This window comes from Bombella pluederhausensis (genome assembly GCF_026385525.1).
GTDB classification, from domain to species: Bacteria; Pseudomonadota; Alphaproteobacteria; order Acetobacterales; family Acetobacteraceae; genus Bombella; species Bombella pluederhausensis.
The window spans coordinates 50,746-72,332 of sequence record NZ_JANIDY010000005.1; the positions used below are offsets into that span (position 1 = coordinate 50,746).

The following is a 21,587-nucleotide window of genomic DNA, read 5'->3' on the forward strand; positions in this document are numbered from 1 at the left end:
TGTAATCTTAGCTGATTTTAATGCGTTCTGCAAAATATCCCTTCTTCTTCACTTTTCTGTTTTCATCTCGACATCCCATTTCTAGGAAAATCTTAACAAGACGGTCTACTGGCAGCCCTAACGGCACAACACGCCCCCAATCTGGACCTGCCTGCCGGATACGCTCGGCAGATGCCCCAATATCAAACCCGACAACAGCTAGTTTAGCCCTCCACAACCACCCCAAAGTATAGCACCATGTTTCTGGAGCAATTGATGGTACAAATCCAATATCAGCACCAGACATCTCAAGAAGTGACAAGACATCATCATCTTCATAAGAACCCGTTACTTCAATTCCTGCTTTCAGGCAGGTTTCATCATCATGAGTTCCACCGATCAGAATCAGGCGTAATGGAAGATTATTCTTCTGAACATGCTGGGCCAGCGCCAGCAGAACATCATACCCTTTCCACCGGCTAATTCCCCCCAAAACGACTATACGCAGCGGTCTTTCCTCTGTCGGGGGGCATCCACTCCTCACGGGGGGGGAACCAGCCCTTATCTGCCGGTCATCTTCCAACGGCTCGATCTCAATGGGCCCCACATCCGGCACGTGCCGCTCTAGCCGATGAGCGGCATCTCTGGACGGCGCCACAACCCGGCGAGCCTGTTTCAGCTCCTCTGCCGAACGAGACAGATAAGCGGGCAGGTCCATCCCCTCATCCACCTGTAATTTTCCTCTGGAAAGGCAGGCCCTACACCCTGCCATGGAAGGCTCCCCACAATAGCGGCCATGCTCATCCAACAAAGCAATACGTGGGCAGAACCAGACATGATCGTGCACGTAGATGTCATAAGGGACATTTAGCTGCCGGTGCAGAGTCCGCAGGCCCCTCTCATGCCCCAGCATATGATGCCATATCACATGCTGTACGCCCATTTCCCTTAGAAAACTCAGTAAAACGGGCTGTTCCTCTGGGAGAACGAACATAAGATTCGGCACATCCAGCGCCACAACAAGGCTGACAACCCGGCACCCTGTTTCCGTAGGCTCCAGAATGATTGGCAGAATGCCCGCCCGGGCCAGCCTGGCCGCCTGCTCCCGCACAGCGCGCGCCACCCCACCGCCACCCCGGTGCTGAAACGATACAACCGCCCCGGAAAACTGCATCCGATACTGCCGAAGGCGCCGCCAATCCAGCTGACGCCGGAAATCCTTCAACGGGTCTCCATCCTTCCAACGCTGGATGGCTGCATCATAACCGGGATACAGACGGTTCAGTATATCCAGATTACGCTGGAGCAGCGGGGCGGCACCTGTCCCAAAAGACCCATGAGCGTGATGCAGAACATACACATCCACAGCCGCCAAATGGGTAAAGCCTGCTTCACTGGCACGGAGGCAAAAATCATTTTCCTCCCCATAGCCCTGAGCAAAATACTCTCCCCTCAACAGCCCCACGGCAGCCAGACAGGATGCTGATATCCCCATGCAAAACCCGTTCGCCGTTGGCAATGCCACAACAGGCCGTTCGGACTGCGCCTGAAGCTGGAACATTCTGTCCAGCTCCGCCACATCAGCCGGGTCTGGAGCAGGATTGTCACGGTCCCGCTTCGGATAGGATGTCAGCCCACCTGCATTAGAGAAAGGCGTGACCGTTCCGGCACCTTCATGCCGTATCCAGCGCAGGAGACGCTCCACCCAGCTACCAGATACCAGCGTGTCACTATTCAGCAGAATGACATCCCACCCGGCAGGCACGTATGTCAGGCCAGTATTGATACTGGCCACAAACCCACGATTGATTTCATGCCGATGCAGGCAGCCCCGTCCACACCGGGCCAGACCAGCCAGATAATCCTGCAAGCCTTTTTCAGGGGACGCATCATCTACAATAATAAGTCTGCATGATGCAGGAACTGTCTCAAGAACACGTTCCAGACACGCCCGCACCATCATCTCATCCCGACAGACAGGTATGATGATGGCACAGCCTGCCTCATCATCGTGGCAGGCTACTTTTTTAATCGTGGAAGATTTAGCCCCTTTTCGAGGCATTCGGCACCCCCGCACCGTCCAACCCTTCCGAACACTCCCTGCTGGGCGAGGGTGCTGCATCAGGGTCATTAAAACCGGATCAAGCGGAGCCCCCAACAGAAGGCGCCCATATTGGTCATAAAAACTGGTCGATTTACCGGCAAGCTGAGGCCAATCTTCATAGGGCAGGGAAAAACCACGAGGCCGCTGCAAGAGAGCTGAACTGCTAAAATCCTCCGCCAGCCCCTCAACCTGAAAGGCCGTTTCATGACCTTCAATCCACATGGAAGGCAGAAAATCCGGCTCTCCCGGATACCATAGCCAGCCCCGGACACCCCTTTCCTCCGCCATCACCAGAGACTGGCAGCGTATGACGGCCTGTATGTCAATCGGGCTCCCCAGCACAGGCTGCCCAGCGCAGCTTATGGTAAGAGTCTGCCCCTGCCACCACGGCCCTGTATCCTCCGAAATCATCAGGGACAGGTCATGAACACCTGCGGGCACCGTCCCCACCGTCCTGCCATCCAGACCCACCACAGCATTTCCAGTGACACGAAGACGCAGGGTTCCTTCATTGGAGAGTACAGCCCAACCCGGCAACCCGGCAGGAAAAGACAAGCTATCCGCCAACGTATGATGGGCCGCTGTCATGCTGTTACGAGACAGAACCTGCCCCATAATGCGCCTTCCGGCTTCAGGCTCACCGCAGCGCAAATAGCCCCCCGCCAGAGCCAGCCCGGCCTCCCGCATTCCATAACGGGCCCATAATGCTTCAAGCCGGGGCAGCGCTTGCCGGACCGCACCGCTCTCCAGAAGAATCATGGCACAAGTGAAGCTGATATTATCGTCCCGGCCCGACAGACGTTCCGCACGCTGCAACCAGAACAGGGCATCGCTCCGTTCACCCTGCTTCAAAGAGGCCAGCCCTCGCTCAAAGGTCTGCTGGATCTCCTGCATATGCCGGATTTTCCAACGAACCTCATCCTGAGGCCGATAAAAACGACCATATCCCGGAATGAAGCTGGCCTGCCCTCTCACGGGTCAGTCTTATCTTCTACCGTATCGACCGATGATTCTTCATGTTCAGAGGGCCGGTCTAAACTATCCAGAAGATGCTGTGCCTGCTGGATACCCTGACGGACAGCCTGCTGAAGCCAGTAACGAGCCTGCTCCCGGTCTTCCTCGCCGCCCAGACCTTTCATCAGATAACGCCCCAGCATCATCTGACCCAGACCATGCCCACGCTGCGCCGCTTCCTCAAAACACTCACGAGCACGAGGCACATCGGCCGGGACATCGTGACCACCGCCATACATGGCGCCCAGCGAGAAATAAGCCTCTGGCAAGCCAGCGTCCGCCGCCTGATGGTAAAGCTCCAGCGCACGGGCATGATCCTTCACGCCCCCAACCTGCCCCGTTACCAGCACCTGAGCCACGCTTGCACAGGCCTCCGGCATACCCTGACGGGCCGCCTTATCCATCCATATCAGGCCGCTCTGCTGGTCCATGGCCACACCACGGCCCTCAAACAACATACGACCATACCAATACTGGGCGTTCACAACACCTTCTCGTGCCAGTCCCAACCAGTAGAAGGCCTTAGCCTCGTCCGAACTGCCACCAACACCCTGCGCCAGACAGACGCCCAGATTGAACGCTCCCAGCAGATCACCCCCTTCAGCCTGCACCCTAAGGCGTTGCTGGAGGTTCTTCTGCTCCTCCTCAGGATGAGCCACACCCGCCAGCACCAGATTGCCAAGGTCTGCATCAGCGTGACGGTCGCCCAGCGCAGCCGCGTGGCTGAACCAATAGGCTGCCTTCTTTTCATCCCGTATGACGCCCGTGCCCGTCAGATACAGCACGGCCAGAACACGGGCTGCGGGCGTATGCTGCTGCTCGGCAGCAAACTCATACCAGCGGGCTGCCTCCGCTGGACGCCGAAGGAAATCCTCCCCTCGAATATACAAATCGCCCAGCAGAGCCGCCGCTTCAGCATCGCCACCATAGGCGGCCCGCCGCAACCAGCTTTCTGCCTGCACGACATTGGTTTCAACCCCCACCCCTTTCAGGAGCATCAACCCATAACGGGCCTGCGCTGAAGGAATGTCCTGATCGGCGGCCATACGGTAACAGCGCGCCGCCTTGCCGGCATCCCGCTCCTGCCCGCAGGCACCATGCTCATAAATCCAGCCCATGGCCGCACTGGCCAGACCGATTCCTCCTTCAGCCGCCCGCTGAAGATGAGCCATGGCATGGGCTCTCTGGTCATCATCGGTCGCTTCATCCAGCAGGATAAGCCCCAGCCCCAGAGCCGCCTGTAACGAGCCGCCCCGTACAGCTTCACCATACCAATGCCGGGCCGCTTCACGGTCCTGAATCTCATCAGGCCCATGATTGAAAATATGCCCCAGCAGAGCCTGCGCCTCGACATGCCCCGCCTCGGCGCCTTTCTCTGCCCAGAAGCGGGCCTGAGAGAAGTCCGGCTGATAATCTTCCGTTTCTTCACGGTCGTAACGCCCGTAAAGACCATCCCCACCCGAAGCAGGCAAAGAAGGATCAAACCCTTTGGGAACACCCATGGCAAACAGGGTCGCCAGCGTAAAACACGCCTCACTGATCCCCGCCTGCGCTGCCTGATATGTCCAACGGGCACCATCTTCCAATGAGGAGGGCGTGCCCTGACCAGACAGATAGCACTGCCCGACCCTGTAAGCGGCCTCTGGCACGCCGGAACGTGCCATCTTTGCCAGCAGGGAGAAAGCCTGCGGTGCCTTCCCCTCATCCTGAAGCCGCTTCGCACGATTCAGCTTGCGGGTTACAGAATCGAAAAGCGCAAACCTGCGTACCATGGAACTGGCCCCCTCCTTTAAGAAGGCTCTCTCATACCATCCGTTGCCATCGGTACGGCACGGCTGAACAGATAGTACAGAATGGTTCTCTTACCGACATCAATATCAGATGTCACAGGCATACCCGCACTGGGATGGAAGAAAGAAGGCTGTCCATGCAGGGTATATTTATCAATCTTCAATCGAACACGATAGAAAATGGCGGCCCCGCTACCCTGCATGAGAGCAGAGGGATCAATCCCGGCACGAATATTACCCTCCACCATTTCGGGCGGCAGGAACGTATCAGCACTGATGAGACGGACTGTCCCTTCTGCACCGCCATATTGTGGATAAGGGAAGCTGGCAAATTTGATGACCGCATGATGGCCCTGCCGCACATAAGCAGCATCCTGCGGACTCATGATGGCTTCCACCTCCAGACCAGTATTGGTCGGCTCCAATGTCATTACCCGTAGAGACGGGGCTACCATCGAACCGACCGAGATAGGAGCGATTGTCAGAACAATGCCATCTTCAGGAGCACGCAGATCAATATATTTCTGCTCCACACGCCCTTTACGATAGTTGCTGCGCAACTGATCCAATCGGCGCTCCCCGGCTACGAGCTGGCTGTAAATACCCGTCTTCCATGACTGGATATAACTCTCCCTCATGGCTTTGAGGGCTGTGAGACGGTTCTGCGTTCCACCAGCTGTCTGCTGGGCAGAAATCAGGGCCCGCTCGGTATCCATCACGGCATCCTGCGCCCCAAGGGTAGACAGACGTGACCCAACGGCTTCCTTCTGCTCACGCTCACGCATGTCCAGCACAGCCTGTGTAACCTTCAGCTTGCTGGCATACATGGCGGCATTGCCTCTAGCCGCCTGAAGATCATTCTCCATGCCCGCAATGCGGCGGTCAAAATCCTGTATATGAGCCTGATAATCCGCCTGCATCTGCAGGAAGACCTGAGCCTGCTGGATAGAGGCAGGGACATTCATGTCCGCATGATATTCCAGCCCGGCAGCCTGTGCCTTCAGACGGGCAACTTCCGCCTGCATGGACAGCATCTGCGAAGACAGATTTTCCATGTCCACATCACTCAGTGACGGATCAAGTCTGGCCAGCACCTGCCCTTTGTGAACGTACTCACCCACCGCAACATTGATAGAGCGGACACGCCCTTCCGACACAGGCTGAACAACCACAATTGGAGCAGTCGAAATGATCCGCCCCGTAACGGTTACGACCTTATTGACAGGGAACAGCCCCATCGCAGCAACAGATGCCAGCACCAGAGACCCTACGAGCCATACGATATAACGGGCTGATGCCGTCATGGGCATGTTGACCATACCCAGCGTAGGGGAATGGAACTCCAACAGAGCAACAGGCATGTCATCAGGGGCAAACGGATCATCGGCCCGGCGAGGCCCCCGATTATTATCCCCCTCCTCCATGGCAGGCGCAGACCCTTTAACCTGCGGCTCTTTCTCCTGCGCAGGGCCGGTGCTGATTGGCTCTTTCTCGCTCATCATTCCTGCCCTCCTGCTGGACGATCAGACGGTTCTGAACCGCCTGCCTCAAGATGACGGTTCTGCTGCAGCCACAAGGTCCGATACACATCGCAGCGCTCAAGCAGAACTTCATGCGGTGCGATATCAATGGCACGCCCTTTATCCATCACGGCAATCTGGTCACAATCCACCAGAGAGGACAGACGGTGCGACACGATCACCATCGTACGCCCCTTGGCCAGATTCTTCAGGTTAGCGTTCACCAAAGCCTCAGATTCTGGATCAAGAGCCGATGTTGCCTCATCGAGAATCATGAGTTTGGGATCAGAAATGACGGCACGGGCAATCGCCAAACGCTGCCTCTGCCCGCCGGAAATATTGGTCGAGCCTTCTTCAATCCATGTTTCATAACCAGCCGGCATCCGTTCGATGAATTCCTCGGCCCCGGCCAGACGAGCGGCCCGAACAACATCATCCAGAGTCAATCCGGGGCGCCCGGCAGTAATATTGTCATGAATGGTACCACGGAACAGGAAGTTATCCTGAAGCACCACACCGAAAGACCGGCGCAAATAATGCAGGTTGATCTCTCGCAGATCGACCCCATCAAGACGCAGATACCCCTGATACTCACGGCTAACGCCCTGAAGAAGACGGGTAATGGTTGATTTACCCGACCCTGAACGCCCGACAAGGCCCAGCATGGTCCCCGCAGGCACCTCAAAATTCACATCCGAAAGGGCACGGTTCGATCCGCCCGGATAAGTGAAGTTGATGTTTGTGAAGCTCAACGCCCCCTTGATGGGCGGGCGCATACCATGTGTCAGAGCATAGGTTTCCGTGGGCTGGTTGAGCACAGCCCCTGCCTCCCCCAGAGACACAGTCACTTCATTAAGGGACTCCATAATTCGAGCCAAACTGACCAGCGGTGAGGCAACACGACCACCCAACATCATGAAGGCCATGAGCGCACCGCCCTGCATGGTATTGGAATCCACAAGCACCAGATAGCCACCCACCAGAATAATACCCCGGTTGATGAACATATTGATCGGCTGGACCATCGTGCTGACCAGATTCGCCAGACGCTGAGAGGCCAGACGCCAGCGAATTACAATGGCCGTACGCTCATCCCACTCCGCACGCCGTGTCTGCTCCAACGCCAGCGTTTTGACTGTGCGGATACCAGCTACTGTTTCGTAAAGTGTAGCGCCTCGCTGCATCTCGGCACGGATCATCTTCCCCGCCACCCGGCTAACCACAGGCAACATGATGACCACGATCAACCCGATCGCTGCAGCTGCCAAAAGGGTCAACCAAGCCAGGGTCGAGCTCATGTAAAACAGCACGGGCATAACAACCAGGAGCATGAACATATCCAACAGGGTGTTCAGCACCTGCCCGGTCATGAAGTCACGCACCTTGAAGATGGAGTTAAACCGTCCCAGCACCTCACCAGCCTGCTGGCGCTCATAAAACTCCAGTGGCAGGGCCAGAAGACGGTTGAACGCATGCAGAGAAATACGGGCATCAAGACGGGTCGTGACCACCAGCGTCAATTCCTGCCGGGCATAGGTCAACAACACTTCATAAAGGCTGAGAATAACCACAAAACCCGTCAGGGAGATCAGCGTGGCCATGGAGCGGTAATTGATGACACGATCCACCACCTGCATGACGATCAGAGCCGGGAAAAGCCCCAGAACACTAAGCACCATGGAGGAGAAAAGAATGTCCTTCAGGCCCTTCTTTTCTCGGAGAACCATCCGGGCAAACCAGTGAAAATCAAAATTGGCATCAGCCTCTGATTCATCACTGCGCCGCTTGATGAGGACAGCATCGCCCGTCCAGAGCTGCATCAGTCGCAGCTCATCAATCGGGACAGGCGGCTCCCCTTCACCCTTAAGCGGGTCTCTCAGCCAGACGATGCCTTTTTCCGGGTCCGTACGGACCATCAGGCCGGCAGAACCATCACGGAACAACAGCACGATAGGCGGCGTGAAGCCCAGCTTGACAAGATAGCGCCAGCGCAAGCGCATCCCTTTGGCGACAGCACCATATTCCCGCAACCAGCGAACAAGGGTCGCGGGAGAGGGTGAATCCTCGCCGGGTTCTGCTGCAAAGTCCCGCAGGTCCAGCTCAATCCCATGGTACCGGGCTGCCGCCATGACAGCACGCAGACGGATATAGACAGGGCTCACACGCTGAGGCTGCTGCCCTGCACTGTTACGCTCCGCCCCATGGGCGTTGGACTCACGGCCCCCAGCATTCCGCCCGGAAGACTGGTCGCCAGTTGGAGGCTGGTTCTCCACAGAATATCCTTATCTTGTCTCGTCACCCATATCAGGGCGCTTCAGAATTCACGCCCTGTTCTACCGCATCATGCAGGAATCTATAAGCAGTTATGTGGCACAGCAAGGGCGCAGGCACCGTTGCTCCTTCTTTTTCCCACCGCCTGCAGGCTCTGGCCTATCGGCCTGTTCCGGTTTTTCCCCTTCCATTCCTCCAGCCATCTCCCCATCTGGAAAAAACGATCCGGCCTTTTGAAAGGCCCATACCCTCATGTCAGATACCGGAAACTGCCCTTCATGCCTGTTCCCCCTCATTATGCCACGGCCCTGCCTGAGTTCTTCCACCGAAAAGTTACACCTACTGCACCACCGGCCCCCCAACTCATTGCCCTGAATGAATCTCTGGCCCGTCAGCTTGGCCTGGATGTGGACTGGCTTCAGTCCCCGGCTGGGCTGGCCTTTCTCTCCCGTGGCGCCCTGCCTGAGCATAAAAACAACCCACCCCATGGACCTGTCGCAACAGCCTATGCCGGGCACCAATTCGGCCATTTCGTGCCCTCATTAGGGGATGGGCGGGCCATTCTCATAGCAGACTGCCAGCATGAAGACGGCTCACTCATGGAGCTCCAGATAAAAGGAGCTGGTCTGACCCCCTTTTCCCGTAATGGCGATGGTCGAAACACGTTAGGGCCAGCTCTGCGGGAATATCTTGTCAGTGAGGCGATGCATGCCCTGTCCATCCCCACCACCAGAGCATTGGCCGTACTCACCACGGGTGAGATGGTGGAACGCAGCGATGGTCCCGTTCCCGGAGCCCTGCTTGTGCGGGCAGCCCACAGTCATATCAGGGTCGGGAGCTTTCAATATGCGGCAGCTCATGGAGGGCTGGACCATGTAAGGCAGCTTGCCGATCTTGCCATCCAGCGCCTTTTCCCCGATATTCCTGCCGATGAGCCGGAACGCTACCTGATATTCCTGCAACAGGTCATCGAACGGCAGGCCCGACTTGTGGCCCGCTGGATGGAAGTTGGCTTCATCCATGGCGTGATGAATACGGACAACTGCGCCATCTCTGGCGACACGCTGGATTATGGTCCCTGCGCCTTCATGGATCAATTCGACCCGATGAAGCATTTCAGCTTCATCGACAAAGACGGTCGCTATGCCTATGGCCGCCAACCTGCCCTTGCCCTCTGGAATCTCAGCCGACTGGCAGAATGTCTCTTTCCACTCTTTGATGACGATGACGACAAAGCCATTGAGCAGGCACAGGAGGCCCTACATAGCTACGACCGTCTCTTTCATCACCACTGGTTAGCCGGCTTCCGCCGTAAGCTGGGATTGGAAGAACAGGACGAGCATGACATCCGCCTTCTGGAGCATATTCTGGAGACCATGCATACCGGGCAGGCCGATTTCACCAATGCCTTCCGCATGATGGGCTCACCCACTGTCGCCATAGAAGGCAATTACGCCCCCTTACGGGAGCTTTTCCCCGGGAACAGAGGCCATTTCGACCTGTGCCGGACAGAAATCCTGCACCGCCTGACGCTTGAAAAACGCTCGCCCAGCGCACGGCAACAAACCATGCAGGCCACAAACCCACGCCTCATACCACGCAACCATCAGATAGAGGCCGTGCTGACTCAAGCCCTGCATGGCAACTATCAGCCCTTCCACGCCCTGCACGAAGCTCTAAAGACACCCTTTGCCGAGGCGGATGACGGGCTGGAGGCCGCTCCTCTCCCCCATGAAGAAGTCCGCCATACATTCTGCGGCACCTGATATCCGAAAGGGCAGGCCCTTACTGCATAAGGGTGCGGACACGCTGAAGGGCCTGCGCCAGTCCCTTCGTGGAGAAGGCCAGCTTCATCGGCTGGCCGGAGAAGGTCATGGCTGTGAAGGTGGCCTTCTCCTCCTTCAGCAACGTATTCCACTGCTGATCATCAAAAGAAAGCGGAACGAGGCACCCCGTGGGCAGGCAGGTGGAAAAGGAATAGCTATCTCCCACAGGCTGGATATCACTGGTCAGCGTCAAACCACGGACCAAATCCAGACCGAAAGGAACAGTCGCCACACCACGCACCTGCACGCCATCGGGCTCAAGACGGACACTCATCACACGGCGGCGGGTCCGGCTATCCAGAGCCTGCTGGACCATATAGCACTGGACACCCGGCGCATCCTTCGTCCCATCTGATACATGACAAAGAACCCGCCAGTCCTGATAGCGCTCCTGCAAGCTGCTGACGCCACCGGGCAGGCTGGATGCCGCATGACCTGTGGCCCCTGCACACAGAGCCAGCAGGCCACACAGCCCTCCCAAACGCCGCAATGCCTTCATGCCTCGTCCCATATTTCTCCTGCCTTGCACAGCTGCTCATCAATCGGGCGCCAATAGATCACAGAACCCCGCGTATCACCAGCCTTTCAGTGGCCTTCCCACCAATGGCGCTGGCTCATCTTGGTCGCTTCACCAATATCGGACTTCAGCTTCTCATCACCCTGTGAGCTCTGGACCAGATGATCCGTTTCCGCCTGCTTCTGAGCAAGATCAGTATTGATGAAGTCACTCTCTCGATTGGCACGGGTCTCCATCATCTGAATCTTGAGCTGCTGCTCCTTCAGCGCAAGCGCCCGGCTGGCTTCACGATAGCGGCGCTCATCCTCCCAGTCAGTGGTATCACGGGATTCCTGCGCATTCCGGGCGGCAGCGGCACGGGCTGCACTGGCGGCTGCCTGCTTCCTCTGACGCTCCTGCGCCAACTGCGCCTGTCGTGCCGCCTGCTGGGCAGCCTGCTGCTGAGCAGCTTCCAGAGCAACACGGCGCTGATCCTGACTATCCTGAATCCGCCCAAGCTGTTCCAGCTGGGCGGGGTCCGTAGCCTGTGCACGAGCTGATGATCCAACATCGGAAACAACCACCACGCCCATCATCAGGCAAAGCAGGCTGACATTCCTCCCGTAAAGACGCACCATTTCATCCTCCTTTTCAGCCGGGGCTACCCCTTACCGCTTCGGGCAGGCCGCATTAGGCTGAACACGGGTCCCATTATCGCCAGTCGAGACCAGCAAGGCCGTCCCCGGCTGATATTCGCAGGTCCGTCCCACCTGTGTGGACAGAAGAACATCGCCGCCCGCACGGTCCTGATAGGCAATGGTCACACCATTGACGAGCGTGTGATCCCCCACAGCCTGCCCGCCAACCATGGTCCCACCAATGGCACCACCAGCACCGGCGGCCAGACCACCACCCCAGCCCGCATGGCCCGCACCGACAGCAAGGCCACTACCCAACGCTGCCCCCAGAATACCACCAATGATCTTGGCAGTCTGCCGATTGCGCGAATTATCCACATTCACCTTTGCGGCAGAAATGGAAATGATCTGCACAGCACGGCCCCGCTGTATCGTATTGACCTGTGACTGATCATACACGTCCGGGCGTGATTCCTGACCCGGCGTCGTGCAGGCACCAAGAGCCAGAAAAGGCACGATCATGACAGCCATCAGGCCACGAATTTTCAACATGGTCTCTCCATTCTTTAGAACAGCCTGCCACGACACGCACAGGACTATGCAAAAAACCTTCCATTACAGACAGATCACTCTCAATGACATCATCGGGAGCGCACGAGCGTCCCTTTATTCCAGAAACAGGAACCCCATCGTCAAGTTAGATTTTTGCAAAACTTAACCCCGGCCTCCCCAATCCTTGATTGCCCTTCCGCCTTTACGGGACATCACGGGTCCGATAGTGAACCTCTGCACACTCCCCCCTGACTGTCAGACGGACACATCTTCATGACCACTGCCAGCTCCCTCCCTCATCTCTGGCTACCCTATAGCCAGATGCAGACAGCCCCCCTGCCAGTAGAAGCCGCTGCCACCTCCGGCAGCACCATCACCCTTGCAGACGGACGAACCCTTGTTGATGGCATCGCCTCATGGTGGACAGCCTGCCACGGCTATAATCATCCCCATATCCGGCAGGCCCTCATCCAGCAGGCCGAAACGATGCCGCATGTCATGTTCGGCGGCATGGTCCATCAGCCCGCCATGACGCTGGCCCGGCGTCTGGCAGACCGGCTGCCGGGTGATCTGGAACGGGTCTTCTTCACGGATTCAGGGTCAGTGGCGATGGAGGTCGCTGCCAAGATGGCTATCCAATACCAGCTCAATCAGGGGCAGGAAGGACGGCACAGACTTCTCTCCTTCCGGGGCGGGTATCATGGCGACACGCTGGCCATGATGGCCATCTGCGACCCGGAAGAAGGAATGCATCGCCTTTTCGGAGACGCCCTGACACCGCAGATCATTGCCGACCTCCCCACCACACCAGAGACACTGGCGGCGCTGGAGGTCCTGCTCACCGAACGAAGCCACGAAATTACGGCCATTATCACCGAGCCACTCGTGCAGGGCGCAGGTGGGATGCTCTTTCATGAACCGGAAACCCTCCGTCACCTCCGCCGTCTTTGTGATGAACATGGCATCCTGCTCATCATTGATGAAATCTTCACGGGCTTCGGGCGGACAGGCACCTTCTTTGCCTGCGAGCAGGCCGGTATCACGCCAGATATTGTCACTCTCTCCAAAGCCCTGACAGGCGGCACCATGCCCCTCGCCGCTACCATTGCCCGGAAGCACGTATTCGAAGCCTTTCTGTCAGACAATCCACTGCACGCTCTCATGCATGGCCCGACCTTCATGGCCAACCCTCTGGCCTGTGCCGTAGCCAATGCTTCGCTGGACCTGTTCGATCAGGAGCCACGACTGGAGCAGGTTCAGGCCATCAATGCCCAGATGACCGCAGAACTGGAACCTTGCCGCTCACTGCCCGGCGTACGGGATGTTCGTGTTCTGGGAGCCATCGGTGTCGTGGAGCTGGAAAGGCTGGATGACCCGGAAGCCCTCAAACGGGCCTTCATCGAACGAGGCGTCTGGGTGCGGCCCTTCCGGCGCATTGTCTATCTTACACCCGCCTTCACCATCACACCCGATGAACTGAGCAAATTAACCAGCAGCATCCATCATGTCCTGAAGGACCATCTGGGATGAACGCCTTCCAGTCCGCCCTTCAGTCCGCCCTAGATGAGCGTGACCGCCAGCATACGCGCCGCCATCTTGTCCCCGTGGAACGGCAGGGCGGTGCGTTGCTCCGCAACGGGCGCAGGCTGGTTGATGTCACTTCCAATGACTATCTTGGCCTTGCGGACCATCCCCTACTCCGCCAACGGGCAGCAGACTGGGCTGAACGCTACGGTACGGGCGCACGAGCCTCCCGCCTTGTCAGCGGCACACTGCCCTTACACACACAGCTGGAAGAAAAACTGGCCCGCTTCAAGAAAAGCGAGGCTGCCCTGCTCTTTGCCAGCGGATGGCAGGCCAATGCCTCCCTGCTCCCAGCCCTCAATCATCTGTCCCGCCAACAGGCGGGCCATTCAGCCATCATCTTCATGGATCGCCTGAATCATGCCAGCCTTCATCATGGCTGCATGGCCGCCGGACTGCGGCAGATACGCTTCCACCATAATGACCTTACCCATCTAAAAGCCCTGCTGGAACGCCATGCCGACCAGAAAGGCCTCAAGTTCATTATCACCGAGAGCGTCTTCTCGATGGATGGAGACCGCGCCGACATCCCCGCCCTGCGTCAACTGGCAGACCAGTACGGGGCCTTTCTCTATGTTGATGAAGCTCATGCCACTGCCGTTTTGGGACCGGGAGGATGCGGCCTGTCCAGCGGGCTGGCGGACATCACCATGAGTACCGCCAGTAAAGCCCTTGGCGGCATGGGGGCTTTCGTAACAGGAAGTCAGGCCCTTTGCGATTATCTGGTCAATCAGGCCTCCGGTCTCATTTACAGCACAGCTCTGCCGCCCGCCTGCCTCGGGGCACTGGATGCCGCCCTTGAGATCGTCCCCTCTCTGGAAGCTGAACGCCAACACCTCCAGCATCAGGCCGAACGGCTGCGCCAACGGCTCAATGACGCAGGTTGGAAGACCGGCAAGTCCAGCACGCAGATCATCCCAATCATGATCGGAGAAAGCGAGACGGCCCTTCATGTCGCCCGCTCTCTGGAAGAAAAAGGCTTCCTCAGTATCGCCATACGCCCGCCTACCGTCCCGCCCGGCACAGCCCGCCTGCGGATCGCTCTGGAAAGTCGTCTTTCCGCCTCCACCATAGACCAGCTGGGTGAAGCCCTGCTGGACAGCCTGCGGAGTGTGACCGCCCGATGACAACACTCTATTTCCTTCATGGCTGGGGCTATGATGCCAGCTTCTGGGCGCCCCTGCGGAGCCATCTGTCAGAGTTACGGCATGTCTGTGAGGATGCTGGTTATTTCGGGCCTGCCTCACGCCCTGCCCTGCCGGAAACACCCTTCTGGGCTATAGGGCATTCTGCCGGGGCCTGTTCCCTTCTGGCTCTGGACTCACCCCACTGTCTCGGCCTCATCAGCATCAATGGCTTTGCCCGCTTCACCAGTGCCGAAGACTTTCCGAAGGGCGTGCCGGAACGCATCCTCCAGCGCATGATCCGGCAGCTGGACCGCCAGCCAGAAACTGTCCTGCATCAGTTCCGCCAGATGTGTGGTGAAACTGATCCCGCCCTGCCTGCCACAGTGAATCGTGAAGCCCTGAAGGCGGGCCTCAGCACACTGGCCAGCATGGACCATCGCTCTCTCCTGCCGCGCTGGGGCGGGCGGCTTCATAGTCTGCACAGCCCGGATGACCCGCTATCCCCAGCCAGAAATGGGCTGGGGCCACATGTCCCCGGCATTACCTTGCCCGGCGGGCACCTGCTACCACTCACCCATCCGCAGGACTGTGCCGCCCTTCTGAAACGCATCATCAGGGACACACCTTCTGCATGACGGATAACCGCAAGACCAACATCGCCGCCCGTTTTGATGCCGCCCATGAGTACGAACAGGCTGCGGCCATTCAGAAACAGTGCGCCCAGATGCTGGCCGAGCGTATCCGCCAACGCCATGCCACACAGTCCCCCTGCCGGATTCTGGAGTTTGGCTGCGGCACCGGCCTGCTGAGCCGGGACCTTGTATCTGCCTTCCCGGATGCAGAGTTCCACCTTACGGACATTGCCCCCGCCATGCTGGAACGTACCCGCCAGCATCTGGCTCCCCTTCCGGCAACCGTGCATCTTTATGTCATGGATGGGGAAAACCCGCAGCCACAGGGAAGACCAGATGATGGGTTCGATCTCATCACCTCAAGCCTCTGCCTCCAGTGGTTTGAAGACCGGGCCAAAGCCTTCCACCGCCTGACCTCTCTCCTACGCCCCGGCGGATGGCTGATGGTCAGTACCCTCCTGAAAGGGAGCCTGCATGAATGGCAGGAAAGCTGTGAGGCCGCCGCTATCCCCTGTGGCGTGCCGGATTATCCCTCTCCCATGCATCTTCAGGAAGACTGGCCTCCGGGTGGCTCTGGGATATGGGAAACCCATAGCTTACATGACCCGGCTCCTTCGGCACGGCACTTTCTAAAGGGCCTCCGCATGATCGGGGCTTCCCTGCCACGCAGGGACCATCGCCCGGCCACGGACCTCCGCAGAGCCATACGTCATTTTGACCGTCATTTCGACCATGTGACCTATCAGGCCGCCTTCGGCTTCTTCCAGAAAGGACACTGACTGCCATGCTGCTTCATTCTCCGCCGCCTCTGCCACAGGCCGCCCCCAAAGGTGTGTTCATCACCGGGACAGATACCGGCATTGGCAAGACCCTCACCAGTGCCATCCTGACAAAGGCATGGAAGGGTACGTACTGGAAGCCTTTTCAGACCGGCCTTGCCGAAGAAACAGGCGACACACCCACCGTCCAGCATCTGACTGGCCTGCCTGCCGACCATATCCTGCCGCCAACCTACGCTCTTCAGGCCCCCCTGTCCCCGGCGGCTGCCAGTGCTCTGGAAGGCGTGACGCTGGAGCCCGAACGCCTCACCCTGCCTGACTGCCCACATGCCCCTCTGATCGTGGAAGGAGCGGGTGGGCTTATGGTCCCCCTCACAGATGAGATGCTGATGATTGATCTCATTGCCCGTCTGAACCTCCCCGTCATTTTGGTCACACGGAGCGGGCTGGGGACGATCAACCATACGCTACTAAGTCTGGAAGCCCTGTATCAGCGGGGGATTCCCGTGCTAGGATTCATCACCAACGGGCCGGCATCCCCTCAGAACAGCCAGACGCTGGAGCGGCTGGGCCAGTGCCGTGCGCTCCACCATATCCCTGCCCTACCATCCGCACCTGAAGCAAAAGATATCAACCAGATAGCAGCGCAGATTCCTTCATGGAAAAGACTATGGTAAAAATAAGTCTCTCTTAACGGACAGAAAACTACATATTTTTAATGTAGCCTGCCATGAAAATACCATTCCCCCACCCTTCGATTGCGGGCTAGACAGGGTCCACATTACAGACTGACAGGGTTTTTAAATCTCATTATGAAAATGCATCGTCGTGAACTTGTAAAAACAGGTCTAGGGCTTGGCATCGGACTGACGCTTGCAGGAGGACGCTCCCTAAAAGCACAGGCAGAAGATACCGCCCCGACACGTTTTGATGACAGCACCGTCCGCACTCTGGCGCAAAATCTGGCCAGCAAAAGCTATCAGGCACCCCCCAAGGACCTGCCGGATGCGCTGGCGCATATGACGTTCGACCAGTTCTCATCCATCCAGTTTAATATGGAGAAGACACTCTGGAAGCAGGATAACCTCGCTTTCGACATTGAGTTCTTTCCCCGTGGGTATCTCTACAAGCAGAAAGTTGATGTCTTTGAGGTCAAGGATGGGACAGCCCGTCCCGTTTCCTGCACAACAGACATGTTCAGCAGCAAAGACCCCTCACTGAATGTCAGCGCCGAAACAGGCTTCTCCGGGCTGCGCATCCGCTATGCCCTCAATCAGCCGGGCGTTATGGAAGAATGTGCTGTCTTCCTTGGGGCATCTTATTTCCGGGCTGTGGCCAAGGGGCAGAATTATGGTCTGTCCGCCCGCGGGTTCGCCAAAGATACCGGCACCCCCACGGGGGAGGAGTTTCCCGTTTTCCGAGCCTTCTGGCTGGAAAAGCCCGCGGCAAACAGCCAGTCCCTCGTCCTCCATGCACTCATGGACAGTCCATCTCTGACAGGGGCTTTCCGCTTCACCATCCGCCCGGGCGAGACAACACTGTTTGATGTCCAGTCATCCTTCTTCCCTCGTGTTGATATCACAGCTGGCGGGATCGCCCCCCTGACAGGCATGTATTATTTCGATGCCAATGACCGGGTGCATGTGAATGACTGGCGGCCTGCTGCCCATGACAGCGAGGCCCTCCAGATATGGACAGGCGCTGGCCAGAACATCTATCGCCCCCTGACAAACCCAACCGATCTTCAGCTTTCTTCCTTCAGTGATGCGGGGCCTTACGGTTACGGGCTAATGCAGCGCAAACGGTCTTTCCATGACTATGAAGACCTCGCCCTGCATTACGAAAAGCGCCCCTCCCTCTGGGTGGAGCCTGTTGGCAACTGGGGCAAAGGCAGCGTCAATCTGGTGGAAATCCCCACCCCCAGCGAGGTTAACGACAACATCGTGTCCTTCTGGCGCCCGCAGAAGCCCATGAAGGCCGGGCAGAGCTACAACTTCACCTACCGCATGTATTGGGGCTGGGATACGCCATGGCCGACCCATCTGGCCCGTATCCATGATACCCGTGTTGGGGCTGTGACGGATCATCCTGACAAGGTTCAGTTTGTGCTGGATTTTGATGGCGAACCATTCCGCACTCTGCCGAATGACACAGCCTATCATCTGATCGCCCAGACATCAGCCGGGACGGTCGAAACCACAGCCATTATGCCCAACCCTGAGATTAATGGTGTACGTGCCTTCTTCCAGCTCACACCCGGCACCGCAAAGCTCTGTGAGCTACAGGTGCAGCTGGCCAATGCACAGGGCCCTGTTTCCGAGACATGGCTGTACCGCTGGACCCCATGAGACAGATGACACGCCCCGATACGCAACAAAACAGCTTTCTTCCCCCTGAATCTCCCCTGACCATGCCGGTACAGGACCTCCATAAGGCACCGGACCGTCATGGCCGGTCCTTCTGGTGGCTCCCGACAACCCCCACGCTGCTCTGGCTGCGGCGGCTGGCCGTGTTCGGCACAGCCTTTCTGCTGACTGGCTATAGCGTGGTGAAGATCAATGCCGTCTTCAACTCGCTGGGAACAAGCACGCTTGGGATCATCATGCTGGGGCTGTTCAGCATTCTCAGCTTTTGGATTTCCCTCTCCTGCGCCTCAGCGATAGGAGGGTTCTGGGCCATGCTGCGTCATGGCGGGCTGGGGCTTGGCATCCGCCGTACCGGCCCCTTGCCAGAACTACACAGCAAGACCGCTATTCTGCTCCCGACCTATAACGAGCCGCCCCAGAGGGTGATGATCAATCTCCGGGCCATGCTCAAGAGCCTTCAAGAGACAGGACGGGGAGAGCATTTTGACATCTTCATCCTCTCCGATACGACTGACCCGGATATCTGGGTGCAGGAAGAACAGGCTATTCTTGACCTGCATAAGCAGGATTATGCTCGGAAGCACCTGTTCTATCGCCGCCGCTTCAAGAACACCGACCGCAAGGCGGGGAATATTGGTGACTGGGTAACACGCTTCGGCGGTGCTTATCCGGCCATGCTGACCCTTGATGCGGATAGTCTCATGGATGGCGGGCTGATTGTCCGTCTTGCTGCCGCCATGGAGCAGCATGAGCAGGTCGGTCTCATTCAGAGCCTGCCCGTCATCGTGGGAGGGCAGACACTTTTTGCCCGGATGCAGCAATTTGCCGGGCGTGTCTATGGCCCCCTGATTGCGCAGGGTATTGCCTGGTGGCATGGGTCTGAAGGCAATTACTGGGGCCATAATGCCATCATCCGCACACAGGCCTTTGCGGAGCAGGCCGGTCTCCCACATCTGCCCGGCAAGCCCCCTTTTGGCGGGCATATTCTCAGCCATGATTTTATTGAAGCCGCACTCATGCGCCGTGGTGGCTGGGCCATTCATATGGTCCCCGGCCTGAGCGGCTCTTATGAGGAAAGTCCGCCTTCTCTGACAGACATTGCCGTGCGAGACCGCCGCTGGTGTCAGGGGAATCTCCAGCACGCTCGTATTCTTTTTACCAAGGGAATGCACTGGGTCAGCCGGTCACATATGCTTGTGGGGATTGGCTCCTACATCATGTCGCCGCTTTGGCTGCTGTTCCTGCTTTTTGGCATTCTCATTGCCTTGCAGGCTCATTTCTATCACCCGGAATATTTCAGCACACAGCGTAGCCTTTATCCGCACTGGCCACGGGTTGATCCCATTCTGGCCCGGCTCGTCTTCATCCAGACCATGATTGTTCTACTCGCTCCCAAGGCATTGGCCTTCATTGCCATATGTCTTGACCCTAAGGAACGGGAACAGGCAGGAGGCGTGATGCGGCTTGGCTGGTCCATTATTTTGGAAACGCTGATCGGTGCGCTCATTGCCCCGATCGCCATGCTGATCCAGACATCGGCCATCCTATCTATTCTGTCAGGACGGGATTCTGGCTGGAAGGCCCAAAACCGTGATGATGGAAGCCTTCCATGGTCTGATACCATTCGGAAATACTGGTTCTACAGCCTGTTCGGCCTCATTCTGAGTGCAGCGGCATGGTCCGTGTCCCTGTCTCTGTTCCTTTGGATGCTGCCGGTTTTGATCGGGCTTCTTCTGGCCATACCTCTGGTAGGGTTGACCAGTAGCAGCCGTATCGGACAGGCAGCCCGCAAGGCAGGCCTTCTGCTCATCCCGGAAGAAACAGCCCCGCCACCAATCATCCAACGTGCTCTGGAAGAACGGGATCATCCTCACCCGGTGATTGTGGAAGCCTTCCATGCTCTCCGCAGCAATACAGAGCTGAGACATGCCCATCTGGCAACTCTGCCAGCCCCCCGTAAGGCCGGAGACCCGATTTCCGTACCGTTACTGACCGGATCGCTGAAATTGCAGGAAAGTGGCACATTGGAGAACGCTCTGACACACCTGACACGGGCTGAAAAAGCGGCTGTTCTCAGCTGTTCGAGCGATATTGCCATTCTGGCCGACCTCCCTGTGAGCACTCCCAATCTTACGGATGACAGCGAGCAGGACGCTCCTGTCTGACAATCATCTTTTGGTAACAATGAGGTCACTTATGTATTTTTATGCAGTGACCCCATTGTCTGCCCAGACATGCACCCCATTTCTGAAATAGACGTCTTCATTGGCTTCCGTGAAGCTGAGAGGACATCTGGAAACCCTCTAAAAAAAGCCTGTACCATACGGGCTGGGAGTGCATTTATGTCCATCAATGTCGTTTACAAAACTACAGCCCGTGCAACCGGGGGCCGCGATGGTTCTGCTGAAACCACCGATGGCAGCTTCCGTGTTGACCTTGGTGTGCCCAAAGAAATGGGTGGTGATGGCAAGGGGAATAACCCAGAGCAGCTTTTTGCTGCTGGTTATTCAGCCTGTTTCCTCGGTGCTATGAAGTTCGTTGCAGGGGAAGAAAAGATCAGCATTCCGGCTGATACGCATGTGCAGACAACCGTTGGCATCGGCCCCCGCTCTGACGGCGGTTTCGGCCTTGAAGTCGCCATTGAAGTCTCCCTGCCAGGTATGGACCGCACCAAGGCTGCTGAACTGGTGAAGAAGACAGAGTTCGTCTGTCCTTACGCCAATGCTACTAAGGGAAACATCAAGACGGTTGTTACACTGATCTGATTGATTTGTGTTGTTCTGAAATAGAAAAGGCGCATCCTTGTCGGGTGCGCCTTTTCTTATTACACTTCCCCATTTTTGGGATATGGAGTGCGTACGTGAGGCACATCAGGTACCCGGAGTATTCAGATTTTTATGTTGTGGGGA

General features: G+C 57.4%; 16 protein-coding genes. 9 read left to right on the forward strand and 7 right to left on the reverse strand.

Features of this window, described 5'->3' with window-relative positions; translation table 11 throughout:
- Window positions 1-7: 7 nt before the first annotated feature.
- From NQF86_RS08720 to NQF86_RS08735, 4 genes are read right to left on the reverse strand one after another with little or no spacing between them, the layout of a single operon-like run.
- Window positions 8-3,058, reverse strand: coding sequence for a glycosyltransferase (locus NQF86_RS08720; protein ID WP_266117261.1), 3,051 nt, complete (start codon window positions 3,056-3,058; stop codon window positions 8-10).
- The gene (locus tag NQF86_RS08725) at window positions 3,055-4,869 is read right to left on the reverse strand and encodes a tetratricopeptide repeat protein (RefSeq protein ID WP_266117262.1); all 1,815 of its coding nucleotides are present in this window, start codon (window positions 4,867-4,869) and stop codon (window positions 3,055-3,057) included. The genes NQF86_RS08720 and NQF86_RS08725 overlap by 4 nt, the downstream gene beginning before the upstream one ends.
- Window positions 4,870-4,886: 17 nt before the next feature.
- Entirely contained in the window at window positions 4,887-6,389 is a 1,503-nt protein-coding gene (locus NQF86_RS08730; RefSeq protein WP_266117263.1) for an HlyD family type I secretion periplasmic adaptor subunit, read from the reverse strand.
- Window positions 6,386-8,536, reverse strand: coding sequence for a peptidase domain-containing ABC transporter (locus NQF86_RS08735; RefSeq protein ID WP_266117278.1), 2,151 nt, complete (start codon window positions 8,534-8,536; stop codon window positions 6,386-6,388). Before NQF86_RS08735 ends, NQF86_RS08730 begins: the two co-directional genes overlap by 4 nt.
- Window positions 8,537-8,956: 420 nt before the next feature.
- Here NQF86_RS08735 and NQF86_RS08740 point away from each other — a divergent pair, with 420 nt between their 5' ends.
- Complete coding sequence (locus NQF86_RS08740; protein WP_266117264.1) at window positions 8,957-10,444, forward strand: protein adenylyltransferase SelO; 1,488 nt, start codon at window positions 8,957-8,959, stop codon at window positions 10,442-10,444.
- 19 nt (window positions 10,445-10,463) lie between these two features.
- Here the strand turns inward: NQF86_RS08740 and NQF86_RS08745 are convergent, their stop codons facing one another.
- The 3 genes from NQF86_RS08745 to NQF86_RS08755 all read right to left on the reverse strand — a co-directional run bounded on the left by NQF86_RS08745 (window position 10,464) and on the right by NQF86_RS08755 (window position 12,190).
- Window positions 10,464-11,015, reverse strand: coding sequence for an invasion associated locus B family protein (locus tag NQF86_RS08745; RefSeq protein WP_266117265.1), 552 nt, complete (start codon window positions 11,013-11,015; stop codon window positions 10,464-10,466).
- A 74-nt stretch (window positions 11,016-11,089) separates the two neighbouring features.
- Window positions 11,090-11,638 (reverse strand): DUF5384 family protein, encoded by a 549-nt coding sequence (locus NQF86_RS08750; protein WP_266117266.1) that lies wholly within the window; start codon window positions 11,636-11,638, stop codon window positions 11,090-11,092.
- A 30-nt stretch (window positions 11,639-11,668) separates the two neighbouring features.
- The gene (locus NQF86_RS08755) at window positions 11,669-12,190 is read right to left on the reverse strand and encodes a hypothetical protein (protein ID WP_266117267.1); all 522 of its coding nucleotides are present in this window, start codon (window positions 12,188-12,190) and stop codon (window positions 11,669-11,671) included.
- Between the two features lie 273 nt (window positions 12,191-12,463).
- Here NQF86_RS08755 and NQF86_RS08760 point away from each other — a divergent pair, with 273 nt between their 5' ends.
- The 8 genes from NQF86_RS08760 (at window position 12,464) to NQF86_RS08795 (ending at window position 21,443) form a co-directional block, all read left to right on the forward strand.
- On the forward strand, window positions 12,464-13,720 hold the full coding sequence (locus NQF86_RS08760; RefSeq protein WP_266117268.1) for an adenosylmethionine--8-amino-7-oxononanoate transaminase: 1,257 nt from the start codon (window positions 12,464-12,466) through the stop codon (window positions 13,718-13,720).
- The gene (locus NQF86_RS08765; protein WP_266117269.1) at window positions 13,717-14,901 is read left to right on the forward strand and encodes an aminotransferase class I/II-fold pyridoxal phosphate-dependent enzyme; all 1,185 of its coding nucleotides are present in this window, start codon (window positions 13,717-13,719) and stop codon (window positions 14,899-14,901) included. Before NQF86_RS08760 ends, NQF86_RS08765 begins: the two co-directional genes overlap by 4 nt.
- Window positions 14,898-15,536, forward strand: a complete 639-nt coding sequence (locus tag NQF86_RS08770; RefSeq protein WP_266117270.1) for an alpha/beta fold hydrolase — start codon at window positions 14,898-14,900, stop codon at window positions 15,534-15,536. The genes NQF86_RS08765 and NQF86_RS08770 overlap by 4 nt, the downstream gene beginning before the upstream one ends.
- Window positions 15,533-16,312, forward strand: coding sequence for a methyltransferase (locus NQF86_RS08775; RefSeq protein ID WP_266117271.1), 780 nt, complete (start codon window positions 15,533-15,535; stop codon window positions 16,310-16,312). The genes NQF86_RS08770 and NQF86_RS08775 overlap by 4 nt, the downstream gene beginning before the upstream one ends.
- A gap of 5 nt (window positions 16,313-16,317) precedes the next feature.
- Window positions 16,318-16,989, forward strand: coding sequence for a dethiobiotin synthase (bioD, locus tag NQF86_RS08780; protein WP_266117272.1), 672 nt, complete (start codon window positions 16,318-16,320; stop codon window positions 16,987-16,989).
- 135 nt (window positions 16,990-17,124) lie between these two features.
- A complete protein-coding gene (locus NQF86_RS08785) occupies window positions 17,125-18,660 on the forward strand; it encodes a glucan biosynthesis protein (RefSeq protein ID WP_266117273.1) in 1,536 nt (511 codons plus the stop codon).
- Window positions 18,657-20,843: a glucans biosynthesis glucosyltransferase MdoH gene (mdoH, locus tag NQF86_RS08790; RefSeq protein WP_266117274.1), complete on the forward strand. Its 2,187-nt coding sequence runs from the start codon at window positions 18,657-18,659 to the stop codon at window positions 20,841-20,843. Before NQF86_RS08785 ends, mdoH begins: the two co-directional genes overlap by 4 nt.
- 177 nt (window positions 20,844-21,020) lie before the next feature.
- Window positions 21,021-21,443 carry an organic hydroperoxide resistance protein gene (locus NQF86_RS08795; protein ID WP_266117275.1) on the forward strand — a complete coding sequence of 141 codons (423 nt, stop codon included), beginning with the start codon at window positions 21,021-21,023 and terminating at the stop codon, window positions 21,441-21,443.
- Window positions 21,444-21,587 lie beyond the last annotated feature (144 nt).